This window comes from Variovorax palleresanus (genome assembly GCF_051144945.1).
Classification (GTDB): Bacteria; Pseudomonadota; Gammaproteobacteria; order Burkholderiales; family Burkholderiaceae_C; genus Variovorax; species Variovorax paradoxus_S.
In genome coordinates this window covers 421,662-442,176 of sequence record NZ_JBJNVP010000001.1, presented here as the reverse complement: position 1 = coordinate 442,176, position 20,515 = coordinate 421,662, and the positions used below count along the sequence as shown (strand labels likewise).

The window sequence follows — 20,515 nt, the reverse complement described above, 5'->3', positions numbered from 1 at the left end:
TGTCTCCAGTCGTCATGCGGTGGCGGCAGCAGCAACGGTGGTTTCACGCCGGGTGGCGAGCTGCATGATCTTTTCCTGCGAGGCTTCGCGCCCCGCCAGTTCGCCGGTGATACGGCCTTCGCACATCACCAGCACGCGGTGGCTCACGCGCAATATCTCGGGCAGCTCCGACGAGATGATCACGATGGCCTTGCCCTCGGCGGCCAGTTCGTTGAGCAGGCGGTAGATCTCGGCCTTCGCGCCCACGTCGATGCCGCGCGTGGGCTCATCGAAAAAGAGCACGCTGCAGTCGCGCAGCAGCCACTTGGCGATCACGATCTTCTGCTGGTTGCCGCCCGACAGCAGCCGCACCTGCTGGCGCACCGAGGGCGTCTTGATGCTGAGCTGCTTCACATAGCGCTCGCCTGCGGCCTCGATGGCGGCCTGGTCGATGAAGACGCCCATCGACAGGAATTTTTTCATGCTCGGCAGCGCGATGTTGGTTTCCACATCCATGCCGGTGGCTAGGCCGAAGTGCTTGCGGTCTTCGGAGAGGTAGCCGATGCCATGCGACACCGCATCCTCGGGCGACTTGATCGACACCCGCTGGCCGCGCACCCGAACCTCGCCCGCGTCGATGGGGTCAGCCCCGAACACTGCGCGTGCCAGCTCGGTGCGGCCCGCGCCCATGAGGCCCGCAAAGCCCAGGATCTCGCCCTTGCGCAAGACGAAGCTCGCATCGCGCACCATCGAGCCGCGACGGATGCCCCGGGCCTCGAGCACGATCTCGTTGCCCGAGGTGTCGGGAAAGTCGTTCTCCACCTCGGTGAGCTGGCGGCCCACCATCATGGCGATCAGGGTGTCCATCGGCGTGCCCGCCATCGACACGGTGGCGATGTACTGGCCGTCGCGCATCACGGTCACGCGGTCAGCGATGCGCTTGAGTTCGTCCATCTTGTGCGAGATGTAGACGATGGCCACGCCCTGCGCCTTGAGCTGGCCGATGATGCGGAACAGGTCGACCACTTCCTCGTTGTTGAGCGCGGCGGTGGGCTCGTCCATGATGAGCACGCGCGAATCGAACGAGAGCGCTTTCGCGATCTCGACCATCTGCTGCTTGGCCACCGTGAGCTCGCCGACCGGCGTGCGCGGGTCGAGCCGCAGGTTCATGCGCGCGAAGATGCGCTCGGCCTCGGCGCGCATCCCGTCTTCGTCGATGAACAAGCCGAGGCGCCCGCGCGGCTCGCGGCCGATGAAGATGTTCTGCGCGGCGCTCAGGTGGTTCATCAGGTTCAGCTCCTGATGGATGATCCCGATGCCCAGCGCCTGCGCCGCGCGCGGGCTCGCGATGTCCACGGGCTCGCCGTCGATCATCACCTCGCCGGAGTCCTTGCTGTAGACACCGGCCAGCACTTTCATGAGCGTGGACTTGCCCGCGCCGTTCTCGCCCATCAGGGCATGCACCTCGCCGGGCAGCAGGTCGAACTGCGCCTTGTCGAGCGCGCGCACGCCGGCAAAGGATTTGCACAGGTCGCGGATGGTGACGATGGGTTGCATGGCGCATTCAGTCCGTCGGAAGGCCATAGAAGCGTTGTGCGGTGCCGCGCCAGAGGTGCGACTGCTCGCTGGCCGACAGCCCGCCGATGCAGGCTTCGCTGACCGCGATCCATCCTGCGTAGTCGCCGGCCAGCGTGAGCACCGGCCAGTCGCTGCCCCACATGAGGCGCGCGGGGCCGAAGCTCTCGAGCAACTGCTCCCACACCGGGCGCACGGCGCGTGCCGCCACGTCGACGTCGTGGTGCGCAGCCTGCGGCGCCTCGCCCCAGAGCCCGGAGAACTTGCAGCACACCTGCGGCAGCGCGGCGAGCTCGGCCATGTCCTTGCGCCAGGCCGCGAAGGCCTCGCTGCCGTGCGCGCCCACGGGCGGCTTGGCGGCGTGGTCGATCACCACGGGCAGTTGCGGCCAGTCTTTGAGGAACCGCATCAGCGAGGGCAGGTGCCGCGGCTTCACCAGCGCATCGAAGCGCAGGCCCAGGCGAACGAGCGCCTGAATGGCATCGGGCCGTGGCATGCGTGCGATCCAGTCGTCATCGGGCAGGTCTTGCAGCATCGGCCGCACGCCCTTGAACTTGGGATGCCGCGCCATGCGCTCGAGCGAAACCACGGCATCGGGGCTGGCCAGGTCGACCCAGCCGACCACGCCGCCAACCACGTCGTGCGCGGTGGCCAGTTCGAGCATGAAGCCGGTTTCGGCTTCCGAGTCGGCGGCCTGCACCAGCACGGTCCGCTCCACCCCATGCGCTTGCAGGAGGGGCGCGAGGTGCGCGGGAAGAAAGTCGCGCACCAGCGGCGCGAGGGCGGGCACATCGGCGCGCAGCCATGCGTAGTCGCCGTGCGCGGGCCGCCAGAAATGCTGATGCGAGTCGATGCGTTGGCTCATGCTGTCTGGCACCCTCCAGTCTCGTCAAAACGGAACGCCGCCATCTGTTTTGGCCTTACCAATTTGGCAGGCCACTTTGCCATAACGTCAAAAATGGCCTTAACGGAACAAACCCTTGTCGGGTTTTCCCGTAAAGTACCGCTCATTAGTAGCAATCACTACATAGAGGATGGCAAACTGGCATGACCAGATTGCCGACCCCCTTCTCATGTTCCCCCCCACCAAACCCGCCGACACCCGCCGGCTCTACCAACAGATCGCGGACCAGATTCGGGCTTTCATCCGCAACGGCAATCTGCCCGTCGGCGCGCGCTTGCCACCGGAGCGGGAGTTGGCCTTGCAGTTGGGTGTGTCGCGGCCTTCGCTGCGCGAAGCGCTGATCGCCTTGGAGATCGACGGACGCGTCGAGATACGGATGGGGTCGGGCGTGTATGTCTGCGCGTCGCAGGACGCGCCGGAGCGCGCAACGCCCGCGGTCGGCGAAAGCCCGTCGGAAATGATTCAGGCGCGCGCGATGCTCGAAGGCTCGGTGGTCACGCTGGCCTCGGCCCGCGTCACGCCGCAGCTTCTGGAGCGCGTCAGGGCATCGCTCGAAAGCATGCGCCAGGACGGCCTCAATGGCCGCACGCAGATCGAGAACGACCGCCGCTTCCACATCACCATTGCCGAGATGACGGGCAACTCGGTTCTCGTGCGGCTGGTCGGAGAACTCTTCGACGGGCGGCACAGCCCGATCTCGTCCCGCATGAGCGAGCGCACCGAGAATTCGCAGGCGTGGAAGGCGGCGTTCGCCGAGCACGAGGCGATCTACCGCGCGCTGGAAGCGCGGGATCCGCAGGCCGCGGTGGCCGCCATGCTGCATCACCTGAGCGCGTCGCATGCGCGGTGGACGGAGGAATCTGCGCCGCCTGCGGCTGACTGATTGGCGGCTTCAGTTCTTCTTCAATCGCCCGGCATGCGGGGCGGGTGCAGTTTCACGGCTTTGGCCGCCTTCTTGCGCATCCGGATATTGAGCATCTCCACGGCCACGGAAAAGGCCATCGCAAAGTACACGTAGCCCTTGGGCACATGGTGGCCGAAGCCCTCCGCCACGAGGACGACACCCACGACCACCAGGAAGGCCAGCGCCAGCATCTTGATGGTGGGGTGGTTCGAGACGAAGCGCCCGATCGGGCCGGCGAACAGCATCATCAGCAGCACGGACGCAATCACCGCGGCGATCATAATGCGCACGTCGTCCACCATCCCGACCGCGGTGATGATCGAGTCCAGCGAGAACACCATATCGACCAGGACGATCTGAAGCATCACGGAAGCGAAGGTCGCTTTGGCTGCACTGGATTTGTGCTCGTGCTCCCCCTCCAGCGACTGGTGAACCTCGGTCGTGCTCTTCCAGATGAGGAACAGGCCACCCAGGATCAGGACCAGGTCTCGCCCCGATATTTCCTGATCGAACACCGTGAAAAGCGGAGCGACCAGGCCGACGATCCAGGCCAGAACCAGCAACAGGCCGATCCGCATGAACATGGCCATGAACAGCCCGGCGCGCCGCGCGAACTCCCGATTGGCGGGAGGCAATTTGTCGACGAGGATCGCGATGAAGATGATGTTGTCGATACCAAGGACGAGCTCGAGTGCCGTCAAGGTGGCAAAGGCAATCCAAACCTGAGGGTCCGTCAAGAGTTCGAGCATTGAAGTCCTATCGATTCAGCGGCGTCGGAAGCGGGCGATCAGCCGCACTTTAGCGCCGCAATTGTCGATTGCCCCCCAAGCGCGCCGGTGCTTCAATGTCGCTCTTGCTATGACGAAGGAGACTTCTATGGCCTACGAAGCGCGATATGTCCTGCGACCCAGCCCCGGAGCCGATCTCGAGGCCGTCATGGAAGCCGTGAAGGCGGGTGCGGCGCTCTGGAAGAAGCATGGCGCACCCAGCCCTCAGCTTTGGAGCGTGGTCGCAGGCGAACTGGGCAACTATGTTCTGACCGTGCAGTTCGAGAACGCGACGGAATACGCGAAGGTGACGGATCCGCTGTCAGCCGATCCCGAGTTCCGCCGCTGGCAAGCGAACAACGTCCAGTCCGGCGCGTTCACGTGGGTGCGCAGCAACCTCATGCGCGAGCTCCCTCTGCCATAGACGTTCGTACCATCATGCGGTGCGCTCGGAACCGGCCGGGAGCTCAACCCCGTTTTGCCGCCAAACCCCCGGCGACACCCCGTACTCGCGCTTGAATGCGCGATTGAAAGCGGCTTCCGATTCATAGCCGACACCTTCGGCAATGCGCGCCAGGTTGCCCCGGTCCTTGCGCAGCAAGCCGGCGGCCAGGATCATGCGCCAGCGCGTCAGGTACTGCATGGGCGGCACGCCCACCAGTTCGGCGAAGCGGTCCGCCAGCACGCTGCGCGAGATGTGGGTTTCCTGCGCCAGCGCGTCGACCGTCCAGTTGCGCGCGGGCTCGCCATGCATCAGCGCCAGGCAGCGGCTCACGTGGGGGTCGCGCAGGCCGGCCAACCAGCCAGGGTTGTTGGCGGGCATGGATTCGATGTAGCCGCGCAGCACTTCGGCAAACAGCACCTCCGCCACCTTGGCGGCGACCATCTCGGAACCGGGCGTGTGCGAAGCGGCATCGGCCAACACGAAATTGACGGATTGCTCGATCCACGGGCCCGCCGGCCGGCTGCGCAACGAGGTGGTGAACAGGCGCGGAATGTTCGCCATGACGGGATTGGGCGCATCGCCTTCGTAAGCGAACCAGCTGCACACCAGCACGGTGCGGTCACCGTCGCCGCCGTAGCGGATGCGCTCCAGCTCGGGTGCGCGCGGACTGACCACATGCGCCACGTCCACCGCCGCATGGTGCAGGCCGCTGCCCAGCACATGCGAGTCGCCATGCGGCACGGCAATCACTTCGCCGGCATATGCGCGGATCGGCTCCCCGCCTTCGACCTGGGCCCAGCATTCGCCTTGCAGCACCAGGTGGCAGATGGCCAGCCGCTGCGCACCGGGCTTGAGGAGCTGCGCCATGTCCGTGCCCCTGGGCACCTTGAAGCACCAGGGCGCATGCATGTCTCCGTTCAGGAACAGCGCGCCCTCCAGGCGGATGGTCCGCAGCACGTCCGACAAGACATCCATGGTCACCTCTCAGGCTGGCGAGGGCGGGGTTTCAGTCAACAAGTCCGGAGTGGCGAGCAATACAAGGGCGCTTCGCGTCGGCACCATGGGTCTTGGTCGCCTTTGACCGATGATTCTAGATAGGAGTATCGCCATGCCCAAATTCCTTATCGAACGGCACATCCCCGGCGCCGGCCAATTCACCCCGTCGGACCTGAAGGCCATCTCGCAAAAGTCCTGCGGCGTGTTGAGCAGCATGGGCCCCGACATCCAGTGGATCCACAGCTACGTGACCGATGACCGGATCTATTGCGTCTACCAATCCACCGACGAAGCCCTGGTGCGCCGGCACGCGGAACTCGGCGGCTTCCCGGCCGACCGGGTAGACCGGGTGTACAGCGTGATCGACCCGGCCACAGCCGAGTGAGCGGTGCGAGGCGATCGGGGGGGCGCCCGATGCATGTGCGGCGCCGGGGCTCGCCGTCGCGGCAGGCTCGCAGCTGCAATGGCCGGCGCTTCCGCTTCCGCTTCCGCTTCCGCTGCCGCTGCCGGAGACGGTCAGGCAGCGGCGCCTTCCCCGTGAAGCCGCACGATCAAGGCACGCATCCAGGCCACGGCGGGATCGCGGTGATACCGTCCATGCCAGAACAGGCTGATCGCGATCTCCGGCAGCTTGGCCGGATGGCGGACATATGAAAGCCCGAAAGGCCCGGCCAAGGCCTGGGCGAGCCGCTCGGGAACGGTCGCCACCAGGTCGGAGTCGTGCAGGATATGGCCGACCGCCACGTAGTGCGGCACGGTCAGCACGACCTTGCGAACGATCTTCTTGCGGCTGAGAAGCTCGTCCGCCTTGCCGTGGCCGGTTCCCTCCGAAACCACGACCACGTGGTCGGCCTGCGAGAACTCGGCCAGCGAGATCTGCCGCTTGTCGAGCGCGTGGCCGCGGCGAAACATGCAGACGTAGTGCTGCTTGAACAATCGCCGCTGGAAGTAGCCGCTCTTGAGCTGCGGCAGCAAGCCGATGGCCAGCGTGACATGGCCTGATTCCATCTCGTCCTGGAGATTGACCGCCGTGTTGCGAACGGTGCTGAGCGAGAGGCCCGGTGCCACGCGCGCCAGCTCCTTCATGAGCTTGGGCAAAAAATATATCTCTCCGATGTCGGTCATGCCGATGGTGAAGGCGCGCGTCGAAGTGGCCGGATCGAACGAGCTGCGCTGGTTGATCGCCGCATGGATCGTCTGCAGCGCGCTCGCCGTCGGCGCGGCCAGCTGCTCGGCGAAGGGTGTCGGCTCCATGCCCTTCGGCGTTCGAAGAAACAGGGGGTCATCGGTCAGCTTGCGCAGTCGCGCCAATGCGTTGCTCACGCCCGGCTGCGAAAGGCCGAGATTCGTCGCCACCTTCGACACCCGTCGATCGATGAGCAGCTGGTTGAACACCACCAGCAGGTTGAGGTCGATGTCCTTGAGCTCCACGCCGGCTCCCATTCGCGAAATCTATATGAGGTATTCGGCACATTCTATTGAACGATGGGGCCGAACTGCCGATCATCGGGTACCACGAGACAAGCGGCCCATGCGACACGGCCGCACAGGAGACAAACATGGACGACACATCAGCAGTCTTTCCGCAGAAGATCCACTGGGAAGACAAGGGCACGAGCCGCATCCCCTTCATGGCCTATACCGATGCCGACCAGCACCGGCGCGAGCTCGAGCGCCTCTTCTACCGCGGCCACTGGTGCTACGTGGGCCTGGAGGCCGAGATTCCGGAGGTCGGCGATTTCAAGCGCACGGTGATCGGCGAACGCTCGGTGATCATGGTGCGGGATGCCGAGGACTCCATCAGCGTGGTGGAGAACGTGTGCGCGCACCGCGGCATGCAGTTCTGCCGCGAGCGGCACGGCAACCGCAAGGCCAGCGGGTTCACCTGCCCCTACCACCAGTGGAACTATTCGCTGGGCGGCGACCTGCAAGGCGTGCCCTTCCGGCGCGGCGTCAAGCAGGACGGCAAGGTCAACGGCGGGATGCCAGCCGACTTCAAGCCCGCCGACCACGGCCTCAACAAACTCAAGGTCGCGACCCGCGGCGGCGTGGTGTTCGCTTCCTTCGATGCGGACGTGGAGTCACTCGAAGACTTCATGGGCCCGGAAATCCTGGGTTACTTCGACCGGCTGTTCAACGGCCGCAAGCTGACGATCCTCGGCTACAACCGCCAGCGCATTCCGGGCAACTGGAAGCTGATGCAGGAAAACATCAAGGACCCGTACCACCCGGGCCTCCTGCATACGTGGTTCGTCACCTTCGGCCTCTGGCGCGCGGACAACAAGTCGGAGCTGAAGATGGACAGCCATCACCGGCACGCGGCCATGATCTCGACCCGCGGCGCCAGCGGCAAGGCCGACGGGGTCACGCAGGTGTCGAGCTTCAAGGAAAGCATGAAGCTCAACGACGACCGCTTTCTGGACATCGTGCCCGAGCCGTGGTGGAAGGGCCCCACGGCGGTGATGATGACGCTGTTCCCGAGCGTGATCTTCCAGCAGCAGGTCAACAGTGTCTCGACCCGGCACATCCAGCCGAGCGGCCCCGGCGCCTTCGATTTCGTCTGGACGCACTTCGGCTTCGAGGACGACGACGACGCAATGACGCTGCGACGGCTGCGCCAGGCCAATCTCTTCGGCCCGGCCGGTTTCGTCTCCGCCGACGACGGCGAAGTGATCGAGCTTTCGCAGAAAGGCTTCGAACAGAAGCCCTTCCACCGCACGCTTGCCGAACTCGGCGGCCGCGAGGTCGGCGACACGGACCACATGGTCACCGAGACCCTGATACGGGGCATGTACGAGTACTGGCGCAAGGTCATGGAGGCTTGAGATGAACTTCCAGGACTACTTCGACCTGACCCAGCTCTACGCCCGCTACGCCCAGGCCGTGAGCTCCGGCGAATGGGAACTCTGGCCGGAGTTCTTCACGGACGACTGCAGCTACCGGCTGCAGCCGCGCGAGAACTACGACCGCGGCTTTCCGCTGGCCACGCTGTCGTTCGAGAGCAAGGGCATGCTGAAGGACCGCGTCTACGGCATTCGCGAGACCTTGTTCCACGACCCCTACTACCAGCGCCACGTCGTCGGGACGCCGCTCGTCTTGAAGGCCGAGGCGGACCGCTTCGAGTGCGAAGCCAACTACGCGGTGTTCCGCACCAAGCTGTCCGAGCTTTCGAGCGTCTTCAGCGTGGGCCGCTACATCGACGTCGTCGTGCGCACCGAGCAAGGACTGAAGTTCGCCTCGCGCCAGGTCATCTACGACAGCGAAATGATCCCCAACTCCGTCATCTATCCCCTCTGAGGCCAGCCATGAGCGATTTCCAATGGACCGACGCCGCAACCGTCGACGAGGTGCCCACCGATGACGTGGTCGGCATGGTGGTCGGCGGGCGCGACATCGCGCTGTACAACGTGGACGGCCAGATCTACGCGACCGACAACGTGTGCACCCACGGCCATGCGCGCCTCTGCGAGGGCTTCCTCGAAGGGCACGAGATCGAATGCCCGCTGCACCAGGGCAAGTTCGACGTGCGCAACGGCAAGCCGACCTGCGCCCCCGTGACCGAGGCGATCCGCTCGTACCCCGTGAAGATCGACGCGGGCCGCGTGTTCCTCTCGCTGGACTGATGCCTCTCCTTTCTTCCATGGCCTTGAATCCATGACCACCGAAACCATCGTCATCGTGGGCGCCGGCCAGGCCGGCGGCTGGGCCGCGCAGACGCTGCGCAGCGAGGGCTTCGCGGGCCGTGTGGTCCTGATCGGCGACGAGCCCCATCGTCCCTACGAACGTCCGCCGCTGTCCAAGGCGGTGCTCTCCGGAGACGCCCATGCGGACACGACGCATCTCTTGAAAGCGGAAGCCTTCGATGCGCTGGGCATCGACTGGCGGCCGAACGTCGGTGCGACCTTCATCGACAGGGCGACGAAGCAGTTGCGCCTCACGCATGGAGAGCCCGTTGCATACGACAAGCTGATTCTCTGCAACGGCGGGCGGGCACGCCGGCTGAACATCCCGGGCGCGGATCTGCCCGGCGTCTTCAGCTTGCGCAGCATCGAGGATGCGGCGGCGCTCGGTGCCGCACTGTCTGCGGGCAAGCGGCTGCTCGTCGTCGGGGGCGGCTGGATCGGGCTCGAGGTGGCTGCCACGGCCCGGAAGAAGGGCCTGGACGTGACCGTCGTGGAAGCGATGGGGCGGCTGTGCGAGCGCACCGTTCCGTCCGAAATTTCCGACTACCTGCTGCAGCTGCACACCTCCCACGGTGTCGATGTCCGCCTGGGCACGGGCATCGAGCGCCTGGCGCAGAGCGCGCAAGGCGGCCTCATGGCGTCGTTCGGCGACGGAAGCACGCTCGATTGCGACGCCGTCCTCATCGGTGTCGGCCTCGTTCCCAACGACGAACTCGCCCGCGAGGCGGGCCTGGCGTGCGATGGCGGCGTGCTGGTCGATTCGCAATGCCGCTCGTCGGACCCCGACATCCTGGCCGCGGGCGACGTGGCGGCCTGGCACTGCGAATGGGCCGGACGGCGGATGCGGCTCGAATCCTGGCAGAACGCGCAGGAGCAAGGCATCGCCGCCGCGCGCTCCGCGCTCGGCACCATGGTGAACCATCAGCCGCTGCCCTGGTTCTGGTCGGACCAGTACGACGTCAACCTGCAGATCTTCGGCATGCCTGCGCCGGCGCACCGCGTGGTGTTGCGCGGCGACCGGAGGGCCAGCAGTTTCGTGATGTTCTTCCTCGACGCCGACAAGGTCGTCGCCGCGCTGGGCCCGAACGCCGCGCGCGACCTGCGCTTTGCGCGGCGCCTGATCGAGCGCCGCACCAGCGTCGACGCGGCGCAGCTCGCCGACCTCCAGGTACCGCTCGCCAAGCTTTGACATACGGACGCGCAACGCGCGTCCGGCCCGATCCCCGCACTGTAAACATCATGACCACCACCTACCTCTGGACCCCTCCTCCGATCGCCTCGCTGCCCGTTCGCGGCAAGACGGAGCGCCTGCCCGTCAACCGGCTGTTCTTCGTCGGCCGCAACTATCACGCCCACGCCATCGAGATGGGGCGGCCGGTCGACAAGACGGTGGAAGTGCCGTTCTATTTCACCAAGAGCCTGCCGACGCTGGTGGAGTCCGGCGCCACCGTGGCCTATCCCCCCGGCACGGCCAACTACCACTTCGAAATGGAGCTGGTGCTCGTCGTCGGGGCACCCGGTTTTCGTGTCGACCGCGCCGATGCGCACAAGCTGATCTACGGCTACGCCTGCGGCCTGGACATGACGCGGCGCGACCTGCAGCTCGTGGCCCGCGACAAGGGCCGGCCCTGGGACCTCGGCAAGGACGTGGAGCAGTCGTCGGTGGTGTCCGAGGTCGTTCCCATGGCCGGCACCGTGCTCGAGCAAGGCGCACTGGCGCTGAGCGTGAACGGCCAGGAGCGCCAGCGCTCCGATCTTTCCAAGCTGATCTGGAACATCCCCGAACTGATCGAGGACCTGTCGAAGTTCTACCACCTGCAGCCCGGCGACCTGATCTTCACCGGCACGCCGGAAGGCGTAGGTGCGCTCCAGCCGGGCGATCGCGTCGAGGGCAGCGTGGCCGGCGTGGGCGAGATCACGCTCACGGTCGGCCCGGCCGAGTGAAGCAAGAGCCGACGTAGCCCGGCTCCCGACAAAACGACACAGCGGACAGAAGCGCCACGCGAGCGCTCGCTGCAGCGGTCCCCACGAAGGAACTTCATGACAGTCGACACCGTACCCTCCCCCGTGCGCCTGAAGGCCGTCGCCGGTCCGGGCCAACCCGAGCCCAGCCCCGCACTCGAGCAGCTCTACCGGGGCTTCGAAAGCGAACTGCTCGTTCCGCTGTGGACGGAGATCGGCGACCTCATGCCGCGGCACCCGCGCAGCAAGGCAGTGCCTCATCTCTGGCGCTGGGATCGCCTGGTCGAGCTGGCCAGCGAGGCCGGGCGCATCGTGCCCGTGGGCCGCGGCGGCGAGCGGCGCGCCATCGCGCTGGCCAATCCTGCCCTCGGCGGCAGGCCGTTTGCCACGCCCACGCTGTGGGCCGCCATCCAGTACCTGATGCCGGGCGAGGACGCACCGGAGCATCGCCACTCGCAGCACGCATTCCGCTTCGTGGTCGAAGGCGAAGGCGTGTGGACCGTGGTGAACGGCGATCCGGTGCGGATGTCGCGCGGCGACTTCCTGCCGCAGGCCGGATGGAACTGGCATTCCCATCACAACGCGGCCAGCGCGCCGATGGCGTGGATCGATGGCCTGGACATTCCGTTCTCGTACTACACGGAGTCGCAGTTCTTCGAGTTCGGGCGCGAGCGCGTCAGCACGACCGAGAAGGCCACGCCGGAGCGCTCGCGCTCGGAGCGCCTGTGGGGCCACCCGGGCCTGCGTCCGCTGTCGCAACCGGAGGCACCGGCCGCGACGCCGCTCCTGGCCTACCGCTGGGTCGATACCGACCGCGCCCTGGCCGACCAGCTGGCGCTGGAGGATGAAGGCCATCCCGCCACATTGAGCCCGGGCCACGCGGCGGTTCGCTTCACGAACCCGAGCAACGGCCGCGACGTGCTGCCCACCATCCGCACCGAAATGCACCGCATCAGGAAGGGTGCGAGCACCCTGGTGCAGCGCGAGGTCGGCTCATCGGTCTACCAGGTGTTCGAGGGCAGCGGCACGGTGAAGGTGGGCGAGCAGCAATGGAGCGTCCAACGCGGCGACATGTTCGTCGTGCCGTCGTGGCAGCCCTTTGCGGCCCACTGCGACGCAGGCAGCCAGGGGACGCTCGATCTTTTCCGCTTCAGCGACGGACCGATCTTCGAAGCGCTGCACGCGCACCGAACACAGTCGGGCGAACTGGCGTAGCGCTTCGCAGCCAGCTGTTTTCCGGATTTCAGCGCCCGTTCGAGCCGATTTGCCGTCGTGCACGGACGCGATGGACTGTCGCAGATCGTCATCGACAAGAACGTGAAGACTCCCTCTTCACAGCAGGTCTGTCAGTTCGCCAGGCCACAACTGCGCGCTGTGAAGAACTCGCAGGATGCGAACGTAATCCTTTCCAACCCGGTAGGCCACGATGTACGGCGTGCGGCGAACGATCAGTTCGCGCGTCCCTTCGACGCGCCCTGGGCGCCCGCCCTCTGGAAACTGCAACAGCACCAGCACTTGCGTGGCGATGCGCTCGTCCACTGCAATCGCCGCGCGCGGGTCGTCTTGCTCGATGAAATCGAAAATCCGCTCTCGGTCATCCGTTGCCAGCGGTGACCACTCCAGCCTCACGCGTCGCCTTCACCCGCCTTGCGCAGCGCCGCTGCTCGGCGTTTGGCGAAATGCGCTTCGACTTTCTCGTGCGGGACCGCGGGACGCGGATCATCCAGGGCCTCCTGCACCTTGGCTCGGAACCAGGCGTCATGGGCCGCAGCGTCAACGGTAAACCCCGCCGGCAATGCGCCCTCCTTGGCCACACGTGTCAGAACGATCCTCATCACGTCCGAGACGGTGAGGCCGATGTTGTCGAGCACTGCGGTGGCACGCTCCTTCACGTCAGCGTCGATGCGGGTCTGTACCAATGCGTTTGCAGCCATGGCAGGCGCCTCCAAGTTAGAGAACAACTGATGAATTGTAATTCAATTGAATGACACTTCGCAGCATCGATGTGCAGCGTTTGGTTGGCTGACGCGCCAAGCTCGCCTCATCCATCGGCTCAAGCACGCGCGCGTCGTTGGCCTTCACCTGATTGCGGCTTCAAAACCGGCAGGGCTTACGATTCGCATTCATCCGCAGGCCGCCCATGCTCCTCCACGTCGACGAAGAGATCACCTTCCGCAAGCTCGAAGTCCTTCTGGCCTTCATGGAGACCGGCAATCTCGCCCGCGCGGCGGAAAAGCTCGACATCAGCGCCGTCAGCGTGCACCGCGCCTTGCATTCGCTGGAAACCGGGCTGCGCTGCGCGCTGTTCCGGCATGAAGGCCGCAATCTGCATCCGACCGAAGCCGCTCATGCGCTGGCGGAGGTGGCGCGCGAGGTGCTTCGCACCATGGCGCAGGGCATTCGCGCCACGCGGGAAGTCGCCGGCTACTCGGCCGACCGCATTCGCATCGGCTCGCTCTATTCCCTGACGAGCCGCACGGTGCCGCAGCTGATCATGGGAATGAAGCTGCGCAAGCCGGACCTGCACACCGAGCTCGTGCTCGGGTCCAATGCGCACCTGCTGCAGAAGCTGCGCGATGGCGCGATCGACGCCGCGCTCATGGCGATTCCGGAGGATGTTTCCGATGTCGAATCGGAGCCGCTGTTCGAGGACGACATCCAGTTTGCCGCGCCCGTGGGCTCCCCCTATTCGGCGCAGAAGGAGATCGACCTGAGCACTTGCGCCGGCGAACGCTTCGTGAGCCTGAGCGAAGGCTTCGTCACCTACAGGGGGTTTGTCGAAACGTTCCGCATCGCCGGCTTCACGCCCAACGTGGTGATGAAGACCGACGACATCTTCTCGCTCATGAACCTGGTCAGCGGCGGCGTGGGCTACACGCTGCTGCCGGGGCGGGTGCGGGGCGTCATGCCGCAGAAGGTGCAGCTGATCCCGTTGCAGTCCAGATACCTGATGCGCCAGACCATCGCGCTCAATTTCCTGCGCACGCGCGAGCGCGATCCCAACCTGCTCGCGCTGCTGTCGGTGTGCCGCGTGGCAAAAGCCGACCTCGGCTGAGTGCGAGGCACCTGATCGATCGGTGCGGCGCTATCCGGCCCCGCGGCGGGCGAAGTAGTGTTGACCAGCGGCTCACCATGTATTGCGCAGCTCGCGAAGCTTGACGAACACGGTCTTCGGATCCGGCTCGTCGGGCAGATCGGGAAAGGCCTCGCGAAGCGCCGCAATGACACTCGGGCTCGACAGGCGCAGGAAGGTATTGATCTCTTTCTCTTCGCGGAGCGTCGTGACGCGGGCCTTGGCCGGATCATGCCCTTCCACGCCGGGCAGCAGCGCCTTGGCGGCAGCGTTGTCGGGCTCGCGCGCGAGCGTGAAACGCAGGTTGTTCTCGATGTAGTCGTGGCCGGGGTAGACGCGGGTGTCGTCGGGCAGCTTGGCGAGTTGCTCGACGAAGGTGGTGTACATGGATTCCACATTACCGCCGTTGTGGCAGTTGCCTGCGCCGGCGTTGAACAGCGTGTCGCCGGAGAACAGTGCAGGCCTCTCGGTGTGAGAGCGCAGGCAGATGTGGCACATCGTGTGGCCGGGCGTGTCCATGCATTCGAGCTCGACGGTCTTGCCGACCTTGATCACGTCGCCGGCCTTGACGCCGCGGTCCATGCCGGCAATGCGAGAGCCCGACTTGTGGTGCGCGATCACCTTGGCGCCGGTCGCGGCGACGACGGCCTCATTACCGCCAGTGTGGTCGTGATGCTCGTGAGTATTGAGGATCTGCGTGATCTGCCAGCCCTTGTCCTTTGCGGCCGCCAGGCATTTCTGGTGGTCCAGGGGATCGATGGCAAGAGCCTCGCCACTTTCGGGGCAAACGATCAGGTAGTTGTAGTTGCGATAGGCGTTGCCGGTCCAGATGCGTTCGACGATCATGCGTTGCTCCAGGTGTCAGATAGGAATGGCACTAACTTAACCCCGACGGCGTTGATGTGCCTCGGTCGGCGGCACGGCACGGCTTTGAGTACACGTCGACTGATCGACTTTGCCACGCTGGCGGCCTTCAGCGTGCCGATCTCGCACGAGCGCGAGCCTCCAGCGTCGGCCTGATCGAGGGTTAACCCTCGATCGTTTCACTGAGCGTAAAGGTCGCAGACGCCGCTTCATTGATCGTCCCGGAGGGGGTGCGTACCGTACGGACCCAGACGCACGGTGCATGTGCGTCGCACTTAAAACACCGGAGACGCATCGATGAGTTCACATTGGATTTCGATCTACGCACTGGTCGGCATGTTCGTGCTGGCCACGGTGCTGCCCATCAACATGGGCGTGATCGCCTTCGTCGGCGCCTTCCTGGTCGGCACGCTGGTCGCCGGCATGAACGCGAAAGCGATCATGGGCGGCTTTCCGGCCGACCTGTTTCTCACGCTGGTGGGCATTACCTACCTGTTTGCGCTGGCGCAGAACAACGGCACCATCGATTGGCTCGTCAGGCTGGCGGTGCGCGCCGTGCGTGGGCGCATCGCCGCCATTCCCTGGATCATGTTCTTCATCGCCGCGCTGCTCACGGCGGTGGGTGCGGTCAGCCCGGCGGCGGTGGCCATCATCGCGCCGATCGCGCTGGGCTTTGCCGCCAAGTACGGCATCAATCCGCTGCTGATGGGGTTGATGGTCGTGCACGGCGCGCAAGGCGGCGGCTTCTCGCCGATCAGCATCTACGGCGGCATCACCAACAAGATCGTCGCCAAGGCCGGGCTGCCGCTCAGCGAGATCACGACGATGCTTGCGAGCCTCGGCGTCAACCTGTCCGTGTCGCTGCTGCTGTTCTTCCTCATGGGCGGCATGAAGCTGCTGCGCCAGAAGGCCGACGTGACCGGCGCAGTACCAGCAACGCCCCGCACGGCACATGCGCAGGGCGGGGCGCAGGTATTCGGCGATGCGGAGGCCGAATCGCTCGCGGAAGAGCGCCGCGTCGCGACTGCGGCCGGCGAGTCGCTCATGGACGCAGCGCCGGCGGTCCCGGCCGACCAGGGTTCGCGCCGCTACCAGATCGCCACCGTCGCCGGGCTGCTGGCCCTGGCGGTGCTGACGCTGTTCTTCAAGCAGGACATCGGCTTCGTCTCCATCACCATCGGCCTGGTGCTGACGCTGATGGCGCCCAATCTGCAAAGGCGCGCCCTGGGCCAGGTGTCGTGGCCGGAGATCATGCTGATCGTGGGCGTCAGCACCTACGTGGGCGTGATGGACAAGATGGGCACGATCGATTTCGTCGGACACAGCGTGGCCGGGCTCACCTCGCCCATGGTGGCCGCGTTGCTGCTGTGCTTCGTTGGCGCCGTGGTCTCGGCCTTCGCCTCGTCGACCGCGGTGCTCGGCTCGCTGATTCCCCTGGCGGTGCCGTTCCTGCAGGGAGACACGGGCGTCAGCGCCATCGGCTTCATCGCTGCGATGGCCGTGTCCTCCACCATCGTCGATGTCAGTCCGTTCTCGACCAACGGCGCACTGGTACTGGCCAATGCGAAGGGCATAGACCGCGACGTGTTCTTCCGGCAGCTGATGGTGTACGGTGCCATCGTGACGCTGGTGGCACCCGTGGTGGTGTGGCTGCTCTTCGTGGTCCTGTGAGGCGCGTCTTCTTTTTTTCGATCGACCCTCAACTCCTCTTCCTATGACTCCCAGCTCCTGGACCACCAAGGCCGACGACCGCAATGCCCGGCTGGCGCGCGCCGCCGAAGCGCTCGGGAACCGGCTCGCCGGCAAGCGTGTCGAGACCGAAGCCATCGCCACCCTGCTCGAAGCGGTGCTCTCGCCCGGCGACCGCGTCTGCCTCGAAGGCAACAACCAGAAGCAGGCCGACTTTCTCGCGCGCGCACTGGTCCAGGTCGATCCGGCGAAGGTGCATGGCCTGCACATGGTGCAGTCGGTGCTGGCCCTTCCGGAGCATCTGGACGTGTTCGAGAACGGCGTGGCCGCCCGGCTGGACTTCAGCTTTTCGGGGCCGCAGGGCGCGCGGCTGGCCAAGCTGGTGTCGGCCGGGCGCATCGAGATCGGCGCGATCCACACCTACCTCGAACTGTTCGCGCGCTACTTTGTCGACCTGACGCCCAAGGTCGCGCTGGTCGCCGCGCAGGCCGCCGACGCCGAGGGCAATCTCTACACCGGCCCCAACACCGAAGACACGCCGGCCATCGTCGAGGCTACGGCGTTCTCGGGCGGCATCGTGATCGCGCAGGTCAACGAGATGGTCGACGGCAAGACCACCAGGCTGCCGCGCATCGACATTCCCGCCGACTGGGTGAGCTTCGTGGTCAAGGCCCCGCGTCCGAATTTCATCGAGCCGCTGTTCACGCGCGACCCGGCGCAGATCAGCGAGGTCCAGATCCTCATGGCGATGATGGCGATCAAGGGCATCTATGCCGAGTACGGCGTGCAGCGCCTGAACCACGGCATCGGCTTCGACACCGCGGCCATCGAGCTGCTGCTGCCGACCTATGCGGAGTCACTCGGCCTCAAGGGCAAGATCGGCAAGCACTGGGCATTGAACCCGCATCCGGCATTGATCCCGGCCATCGAGGCGGGCTGGGTGGAGTCCGTGCATTCCTTCGGCTCCGAGCTGGGCATGGAGGACTACATCCGCGCGCGCTCCGACGTGTTCTTCACCGGCCCGGACGGCAGTCTGCGCAGCAACCGGGCGTTCTGCCAGGCGGCGGGCCACTACGCCTGCGACATGTTCATCGGCTCGACCTTGCAGATCGACCTCGATGGCAACAGCTCCACCGCCACGCTGGGCCGCATCGCTGGGTTTGGCGGCGCCCCCAACATGGGCGCCGATGCACGCGGCCGCCGCCATGCGAGCCCGGCCTGGCTCAAGGCCGGACGCGAGGCGCGTGCCGGGCGCACAGGCGCCGCCGGCACGCCGCGCGGGCAGAAGCTGGTGGTGCAGATGGTCGAGACATTCCGCGAGCACATGCAGCCGGCCTTTGTCGACCGGCTCGACGCCTGGACGCTGCAGGAGCAGGCCGGCATGGACCTGCCGCCGATCATGATCTACGGCGACGACGTCTCGCACATCCTCACCGAAGAGGGCATTGCCAACCTGCTGATGTGCCGCAGCGATGCGGAGCGCGAGCAGGCCATCCGCGGCGTGGCCGGCTACACGGCAGTGGGCCTGGCGCGCGACAAGCGCGCGGTCGAGAACCTGCGCGACCGCGGCGTGATCCGCCGGCCGCAGGACCTGGGCATCGACCCCCGCCAGGCCACGCGCAATCTGCTGGCCGCACGCAACATGCGCGACCTGGTGCGCGCCTCCGGCGGCTTGTATCAGCCGCCCAAGCGCTTCAGAAACTGGTAGCAGGAGATACATGATGAGCGACGTTCCCGCAGGGCTCGAAACCCTGGACTTTTCCTTTTCCGGCGGCCAGCCGGCCGGTGCCTTTGCGCCGGTGCTGGTCGGCGTCGTCGGCTCAGGCAACCTCGAGGTGCTGCTCGAGCCGGCCGGCGGCAACGGCTGCGCGGTGCGCGTCGAGACGTCGGCGCGCGGCTTCGGTCCCATCTGGCAGGCCGTGATGAACGACTTCCACGCGCGCCATCCGCTGGCCGGCGTGCGCGTTTCGATCAACGACATGGGCGCCACGCCCGCGGTGGTGAGCCTGCGGCTCGACCAGGCGGTGGCCGAAATCGCCGGAGGCCGGCCATGATCAGCTACGCCGAATGCTCGGCGCGCGAGCGGCTCGCCCTGCTGCTCGATGCCGGCAGTTTTCATGAATGGCTGCCTCCGAGCGAGCGCGTCACGAGCCCGCACCTGGCGCAACTGGGCGTGCCCTGCGCATTCGACGACGGCGTGGCGGTGGGCCGCGCGATGCTCGACGGCCGCAGCGTGTTCGTGGCCGCACAGGAAGGCGCGTTCATGGGCGGCGGCGTTGGCGAGGTGCATGGCGCCAAGCTGGTCGGCCTGATGCAGCGCGCGCTGCGCGACCGGCCGGCTGCCGTGCTGCTGCTGGCCGAATCGGGCGGCGTGCGACTGCACGAAGCCAACGCCGGGTTGATCGCGGTGTCGGAAGTGATGCGCGCCCTGCTCGACGTGCGCGCCGCGGGCATCCCGGTGCTGGTGCTGATCGGCGGCGCCAACGGCTGCTTCGGCGGCATGGGCATCGTGGCGCGCTGTGCCGACTACATCGTGATGAGCGACGTCGGGCGGCTGGCCATGTCGGGGCCCGAGGTGATCGAAGCCTCCCACGGCGTGGATGAATTCGACTCGCGCGACCGTGCGCTGGTCTGGCGCACGACCGGCGGCAAGCACCGCTGGCTGACCGGCGACTGCGATGCGCTGGTCGAAGACGATGTTGCCGCATTTCGTGCGGTGGCCATCGCGGCGATCGGCGAATCGAGGCCATTGACCCTGGCGGCGCTGGAGCAGGAGCACGCCTTGCTCACGGCACGGCTGCACGCCCTGCCCGCCGAGAACGCCGACGGCGCCAACAGCGCCAACAACGCCGGAATCGACGAAGCGATGCGGCTCTGGAGCGCGCTCGGCATCGCCGATGCGCAGCAGGTCCCGGAGCTTTCGGTCGAAGCCGTCCGCGCATTGCGCACCATTTAACCGAGGAGCATCACATGCAGTGGAGTTCTCTAGTCACCCAGCTCTTCGGCCCCTACCACGGCATGCGCGAAGACGGCGATTTTCTGCAGGGCGAAGTGATCTTCGAAGGCGAGCCGCTCACGGTGATCGGCACGACAAATCATGCGCCGATCGGGGTCCGGCTCGCACTCGCGCAGGCCCGCGTGACCCTGGACACCGTCACACGGCACCCGGGCCGGCCGATCCTGCTGCTGATCGACACCCAGGGCCAGCAGCTGCGCCGGCGCGACGAACTGCTCGGCATCAACCGGGCGATGGCGCACCTCGGCGCAAGCATCGACCTGGCGCGGCGCCGCGGCCACCGCGTGATAGGCCTGGTGTACGACCAGGCGCTGTCCGGCGGCTTCATCACCTCGGGGTTGATTGCCGATGCCTGCTATGCGCTGCCGGATGCCGAGATCCGCGTGATGCGCATCCCCGCCATGGCGCGCGTGACCAAGTTGCCGGAAGAGAAACTCACGGCGCTGTCGCAGTCCAACCCGGTGTTCGCTCCCGGCGTGCAGAACTACGTGGCAATGGGGGGCGTGCGTGCGCTTTGGCGGGGCGACCTGCAGGCCTGCCTGCGCGAGGCGCTGGCTCCCGCGCCGACAGACGACCGGCGCGCACGCGATGGCGCCGAACGGGGAGGCCGCCAGCTTGCCGCCGCGGTCGTGCAGCGCGTGCTGGACGCCGCCTGAAT

General features: G+C 66.2%; 23 protein-coding genes. 15 read left to right on the top strand and 8 right to left on the bottom strand.

What is annotated here, in order from left to right:
- Nucleotides 1–12: 12 nt before the first annotated feature.
- A complete protein-coding gene (locus ACJ7Z0_RS02130) occupies nt 13–1,536 on the bottom strand; it encodes a sugar ABC transporter ATP-binding protein (protein WP_434788453.1) in 1,524 nt (507 codons plus the stop codon).
- A gap of 7 nt (nt 1,537–1,543) precedes the next feature.
- Nucleotides 1,544–2,419: an amidohydrolase family protein gene (locus ACJ7Z0_RS02125; protein ID WP_434788452.1), complete on the bottom strand. Its 876-nt coding sequence runs from the start codon at nt 2,417–2,419 to the stop codon at nt 1,544–1,546.
- Between the two features lie 208 nt (nt 2,420–2,627).
- On the opposite strand from ACJ7Z0_RS02125, the gene ACJ7Z0_RS02120 reads away from it, so the two are divergent.
- Complete coding sequence (locus ACJ7Z0_RS02120) at nt 2,628–3,341, top strand: FadR/GntR family transcriptional regulator (RefSeq protein WP_434788451.1); 714 nt, start codon at nt 2,628–2,630, stop codon at nt 3,339–3,341.
- Between the two features lie 20 nt (nt 3,342–3,361).
- Here ACJ7Z0_RS02120 and ACJ7Z0_RS02115 read toward each other — a convergent pair whose 3' ends face one another.
- Complete coding sequence (locus ACJ7Z0_RS02115) at nt 3,362–4,111, bottom strand: TerC family protein (RefSeq protein WP_434788450.1); 750 nt, start codon at nt 4,109–4,111, stop codon at nt 3,362–3,364.
- A 127-nt stretch (nt 4,112–4,238) separates the two neighbouring features.
- Here ACJ7Z0_RS02115 and ACJ7Z0_RS02110 point away from each other — a divergent pair, with 127 nt between their 5' ends.
- The gene (locus tag ACJ7Z0_RS02110; RefSeq protein ID WP_431121223.1) at nt 4,239–4,553 is read left to right on the top strand and encodes a hypothetical protein; all 315 of its coding nucleotides are present in this window, start codon (nt 4,239–4,241) and stop codon (nt 4,551–4,553) included.
- Between the two features lie 12 nt (nt 4,554–4,565).
- Here ACJ7Z0_RS02110 and ACJ7Z0_RS02105 read toward each other — a convergent pair whose 3' ends face one another.
- Complete coding sequence (locus tag ACJ7Z0_RS02105) at nt 4,566–5,549, bottom strand: AraC family transcriptional regulator (RefSeq protein ID WP_434788449.1); 984 nt, start codon at nt 5,547–5,549, stop codon at nt 4,566–4,568.
- A 133-nt stretch (nt 5,550–5,682) separates the two neighbouring features.
- Between ACJ7Z0_RS02105 and ACJ7Z0_RS02100 the strand changes: the two genes are divergently transcribed.
- Nucleotides 5,683–5,955, top strand: a complete 273-nt coding sequence (locus ACJ7Z0_RS02100) for a DUF4242 domain-containing protein (RefSeq protein ID WP_434788448.1) — start codon at nt 5,683–5,685, stop codon at nt 5,953–5,955.
- A gap of 131 nt (nt 5,956–6,086) precedes the next feature.
- On the opposite strand, the gene ACJ7Z0_RS02095 is transcribed toward ACJ7Z0_RS02100, so the two are convergent.
- Nucleotides 6,087–7,001, bottom strand: a complete 915-nt coding sequence (locus tag ACJ7Z0_RS02095) for a LysR family transcriptional regulator (protein ID WP_434788755.1) — start codon at nt 6,999–7,001, stop codon at nt 6,087–6,089.
- Between the two features lie 128 nt (nt 7,002–7,129).
- Between ACJ7Z0_RS02095 and ACJ7Z0_RS02090 the strand changes: the two genes are divergently transcribed.
- The 6 genes from ACJ7Z0_RS02090 (at nt 7,130) to ACJ7Z0_RS02065 (ending at nt 12,430) form a co-directional block, all read left to right on the top strand.
- On the top strand, nt 7,130–8,395 hold the full coding sequence (locus ACJ7Z0_RS02090) for an aromatic ring-hydroxylating dioxygenase subunit alpha (RefSeq protein ID WP_434788447.1): 1,266 nt from the start codon (nt 7,130–7,132) through the stop codon (nt 8,393–8,395).
- A 1-nt stretch (nt 8,396) separates the two neighbouring features.
- Nucleotides 8,397–8,867: an aromatic-ring-hydroxylating dioxygenase subunit beta gene (locus tag ACJ7Z0_RS02085; protein ID WP_055795472.1), complete on the top strand. Its 471-nt coding sequence runs from the start codon at nt 8,397–8,399 to the stop codon at nt 8,865–8,867.
- Nucleotides 8,868–8,875: 8 nt separating this feature from the next.
- Nucleotides 8,876–9,193, top strand: a complete 318-nt coding sequence (locus tag ACJ7Z0_RS02080) for a non-heme iron oxygenase ferredoxin subunit (RefSeq protein WP_434788446.1) — start codon at nt 8,876–8,878, stop codon at nt 9,191–9,193.
- Between the two features lie 31 nt (nt 9,194–9,224).
- Entirely contained in the window at nt 9,225–10,442 is a 1,218-nt protein-coding gene (locus tag ACJ7Z0_RS02075) for an NAD(P)/FAD-dependent oxidoreductase (protein WP_434788445.1), read from the top strand.
- 50 nt (nt 10,443–10,492) lie between these two features.
- Entirely contained in the window at nt 10,493–11,197 is a 705-nt protein-coding gene (locus tag ACJ7Z0_RS02070; protein ID WP_434788444.1) for a fumarylacetoacetate hydrolase family protein, read from the top strand.
- 96 nt (nt 11,198–11,293) lie between these two features.
- Complete coding sequence (locus ACJ7Z0_RS02065; RefSeq protein WP_434788443.1) at nt 11,294–12,430, top strand: cupin domain-containing protein; 1,137 nt, start codon at nt 11,294–11,296, stop codon at nt 12,428–12,430.
- 117 nt (nt 12,431–12,547) lie between these two features.
- On the opposite strand, the gene ACJ7Z0_RS02060 is transcribed toward ACJ7Z0_RS02065, so the two are convergent.
- Nucleotides 12,548–12,844, bottom strand: coding sequence for a type II toxin-antitoxin system RelE/ParE family toxin (locus tag ACJ7Z0_RS02060; RefSeq protein ID WP_434788442.1), 297 nt, complete (start codon nt 12,842–12,844; stop codon nt 12,548–12,550).
- Nucleotides 12,841–13,149 (bottom strand): type II toxin-antitoxin system RelB family antitoxin, encoded by a 309-nt coding sequence (gene relB, locus ACJ7Z0_RS02055; RefSeq protein WP_434788441.1) that lies wholly within the window; start codon nt 13,147–13,149, stop codon nt 12,841–12,843. Before relB ends, ACJ7Z0_RS02060 begins: the two co-directional genes overlap by 4 nt.
- Nucleotides 13,150–13,355: 206 nt before the next feature.
- Here relB and ACJ7Z0_RS02050 point away from each other — a divergent pair, with 206 nt between their 5' ends.
- Nucleotides 13,356–14,270 (top strand): LysR family transcriptional regulator, encoded by a 915-nt coding sequence (locus ACJ7Z0_RS02050; protein ID WP_431121249.1) that lies wholly within the window; start codon nt 13,356–13,358, stop codon nt 14,268–14,270.
- A gap of 72 nt (nt 14,271–14,342) precedes the next feature.
- On the opposite strand, the gene ACJ7Z0_RS02045 is transcribed toward ACJ7Z0_RS02050, so the two are convergent.
- A complete protein-coding gene (locus tag ACJ7Z0_RS02045; protein WP_434788440.1) occupies nt 14,343–15,134 on the bottom strand; it encodes a hydroxyacylglutathione hydrolase in 792 nt (263 codons plus the stop codon).
- A 315-nt stretch (nt 15,135–15,449) separates the two neighbouring features.
- Between ACJ7Z0_RS02045 and ACJ7Z0_RS02040 the strand changes: the two genes are divergently transcribed.
- Genes ACJ7Z0_RS02040 through ACJ7Z0_RS02020 form a run of 5 tightly spaced genes read left to right on the top strand, consistent with a single transcriptional unit; the run spans nt 15,450 to nt 20,513 of the window.
- Nucleotides 15,450–16,823 (top strand): SLC13 family permease, encoded by a 1,374-nt coding sequence (locus tag ACJ7Z0_RS02040; RefSeq protein WP_434788439.1) that lies wholly within the window; start codon nt 15,450–15,452, stop codon nt 16,821–16,823.
- Between the two features lie 43 nt (nt 16,824–16,866).
- Nucleotides 16,867–18,549: a malonate decarboxylase subunit alpha gene (gene mdcA / locus ACJ7Z0_RS02035; protein ID WP_434788438.1), complete on the top strand. Its 1,683-nt coding sequence runs from the start codon at nt 16,867–16,869 to the stop codon at nt 18,547–18,549.
- A gap of 13 nt (nt 18,550–18,562) precedes the next feature.
- Nucleotides 18,563–18,895 (top strand): malonate decarboxylase acyl carrier protein, encoded by a 333-nt coding sequence (gene mdcC / locus ACJ7Z0_RS02030; protein WP_434788437.1) that lies wholly within the window; start codon nt 18,563–18,565, stop codon nt 18,893–18,895.
- Nucleotides 18,892–19,797, top strand: coding sequence for a biotin-independent malonate decarboxylase subunit beta (locus ACJ7Z0_RS02025; RefSeq protein ID WP_434788436.1), 906 nt, complete (start codon nt 18,892–18,894; stop codon nt 19,795–19,797). The genes mdcC and ACJ7Z0_RS02025 overlap by 4 nt, the downstream gene beginning before the upstream one ends.
- A gap of 14 nt (nt 19,798–19,811) precedes the next feature.
- Nucleotides 19,812–20,513 carry a biotin-independent malonate decarboxylase subunit gamma gene (locus ACJ7Z0_RS02020; protein WP_434788435.1) on the top strand — a complete coding sequence of 234 codons (702 nt, stop codon included), beginning with the start codon at nt 19,812–19,814 and terminating at the stop codon, nt 20,511–20,513.
- The last annotated feature ends 2 nt before the right edge of the window (nt 20,514–20,515 follow it).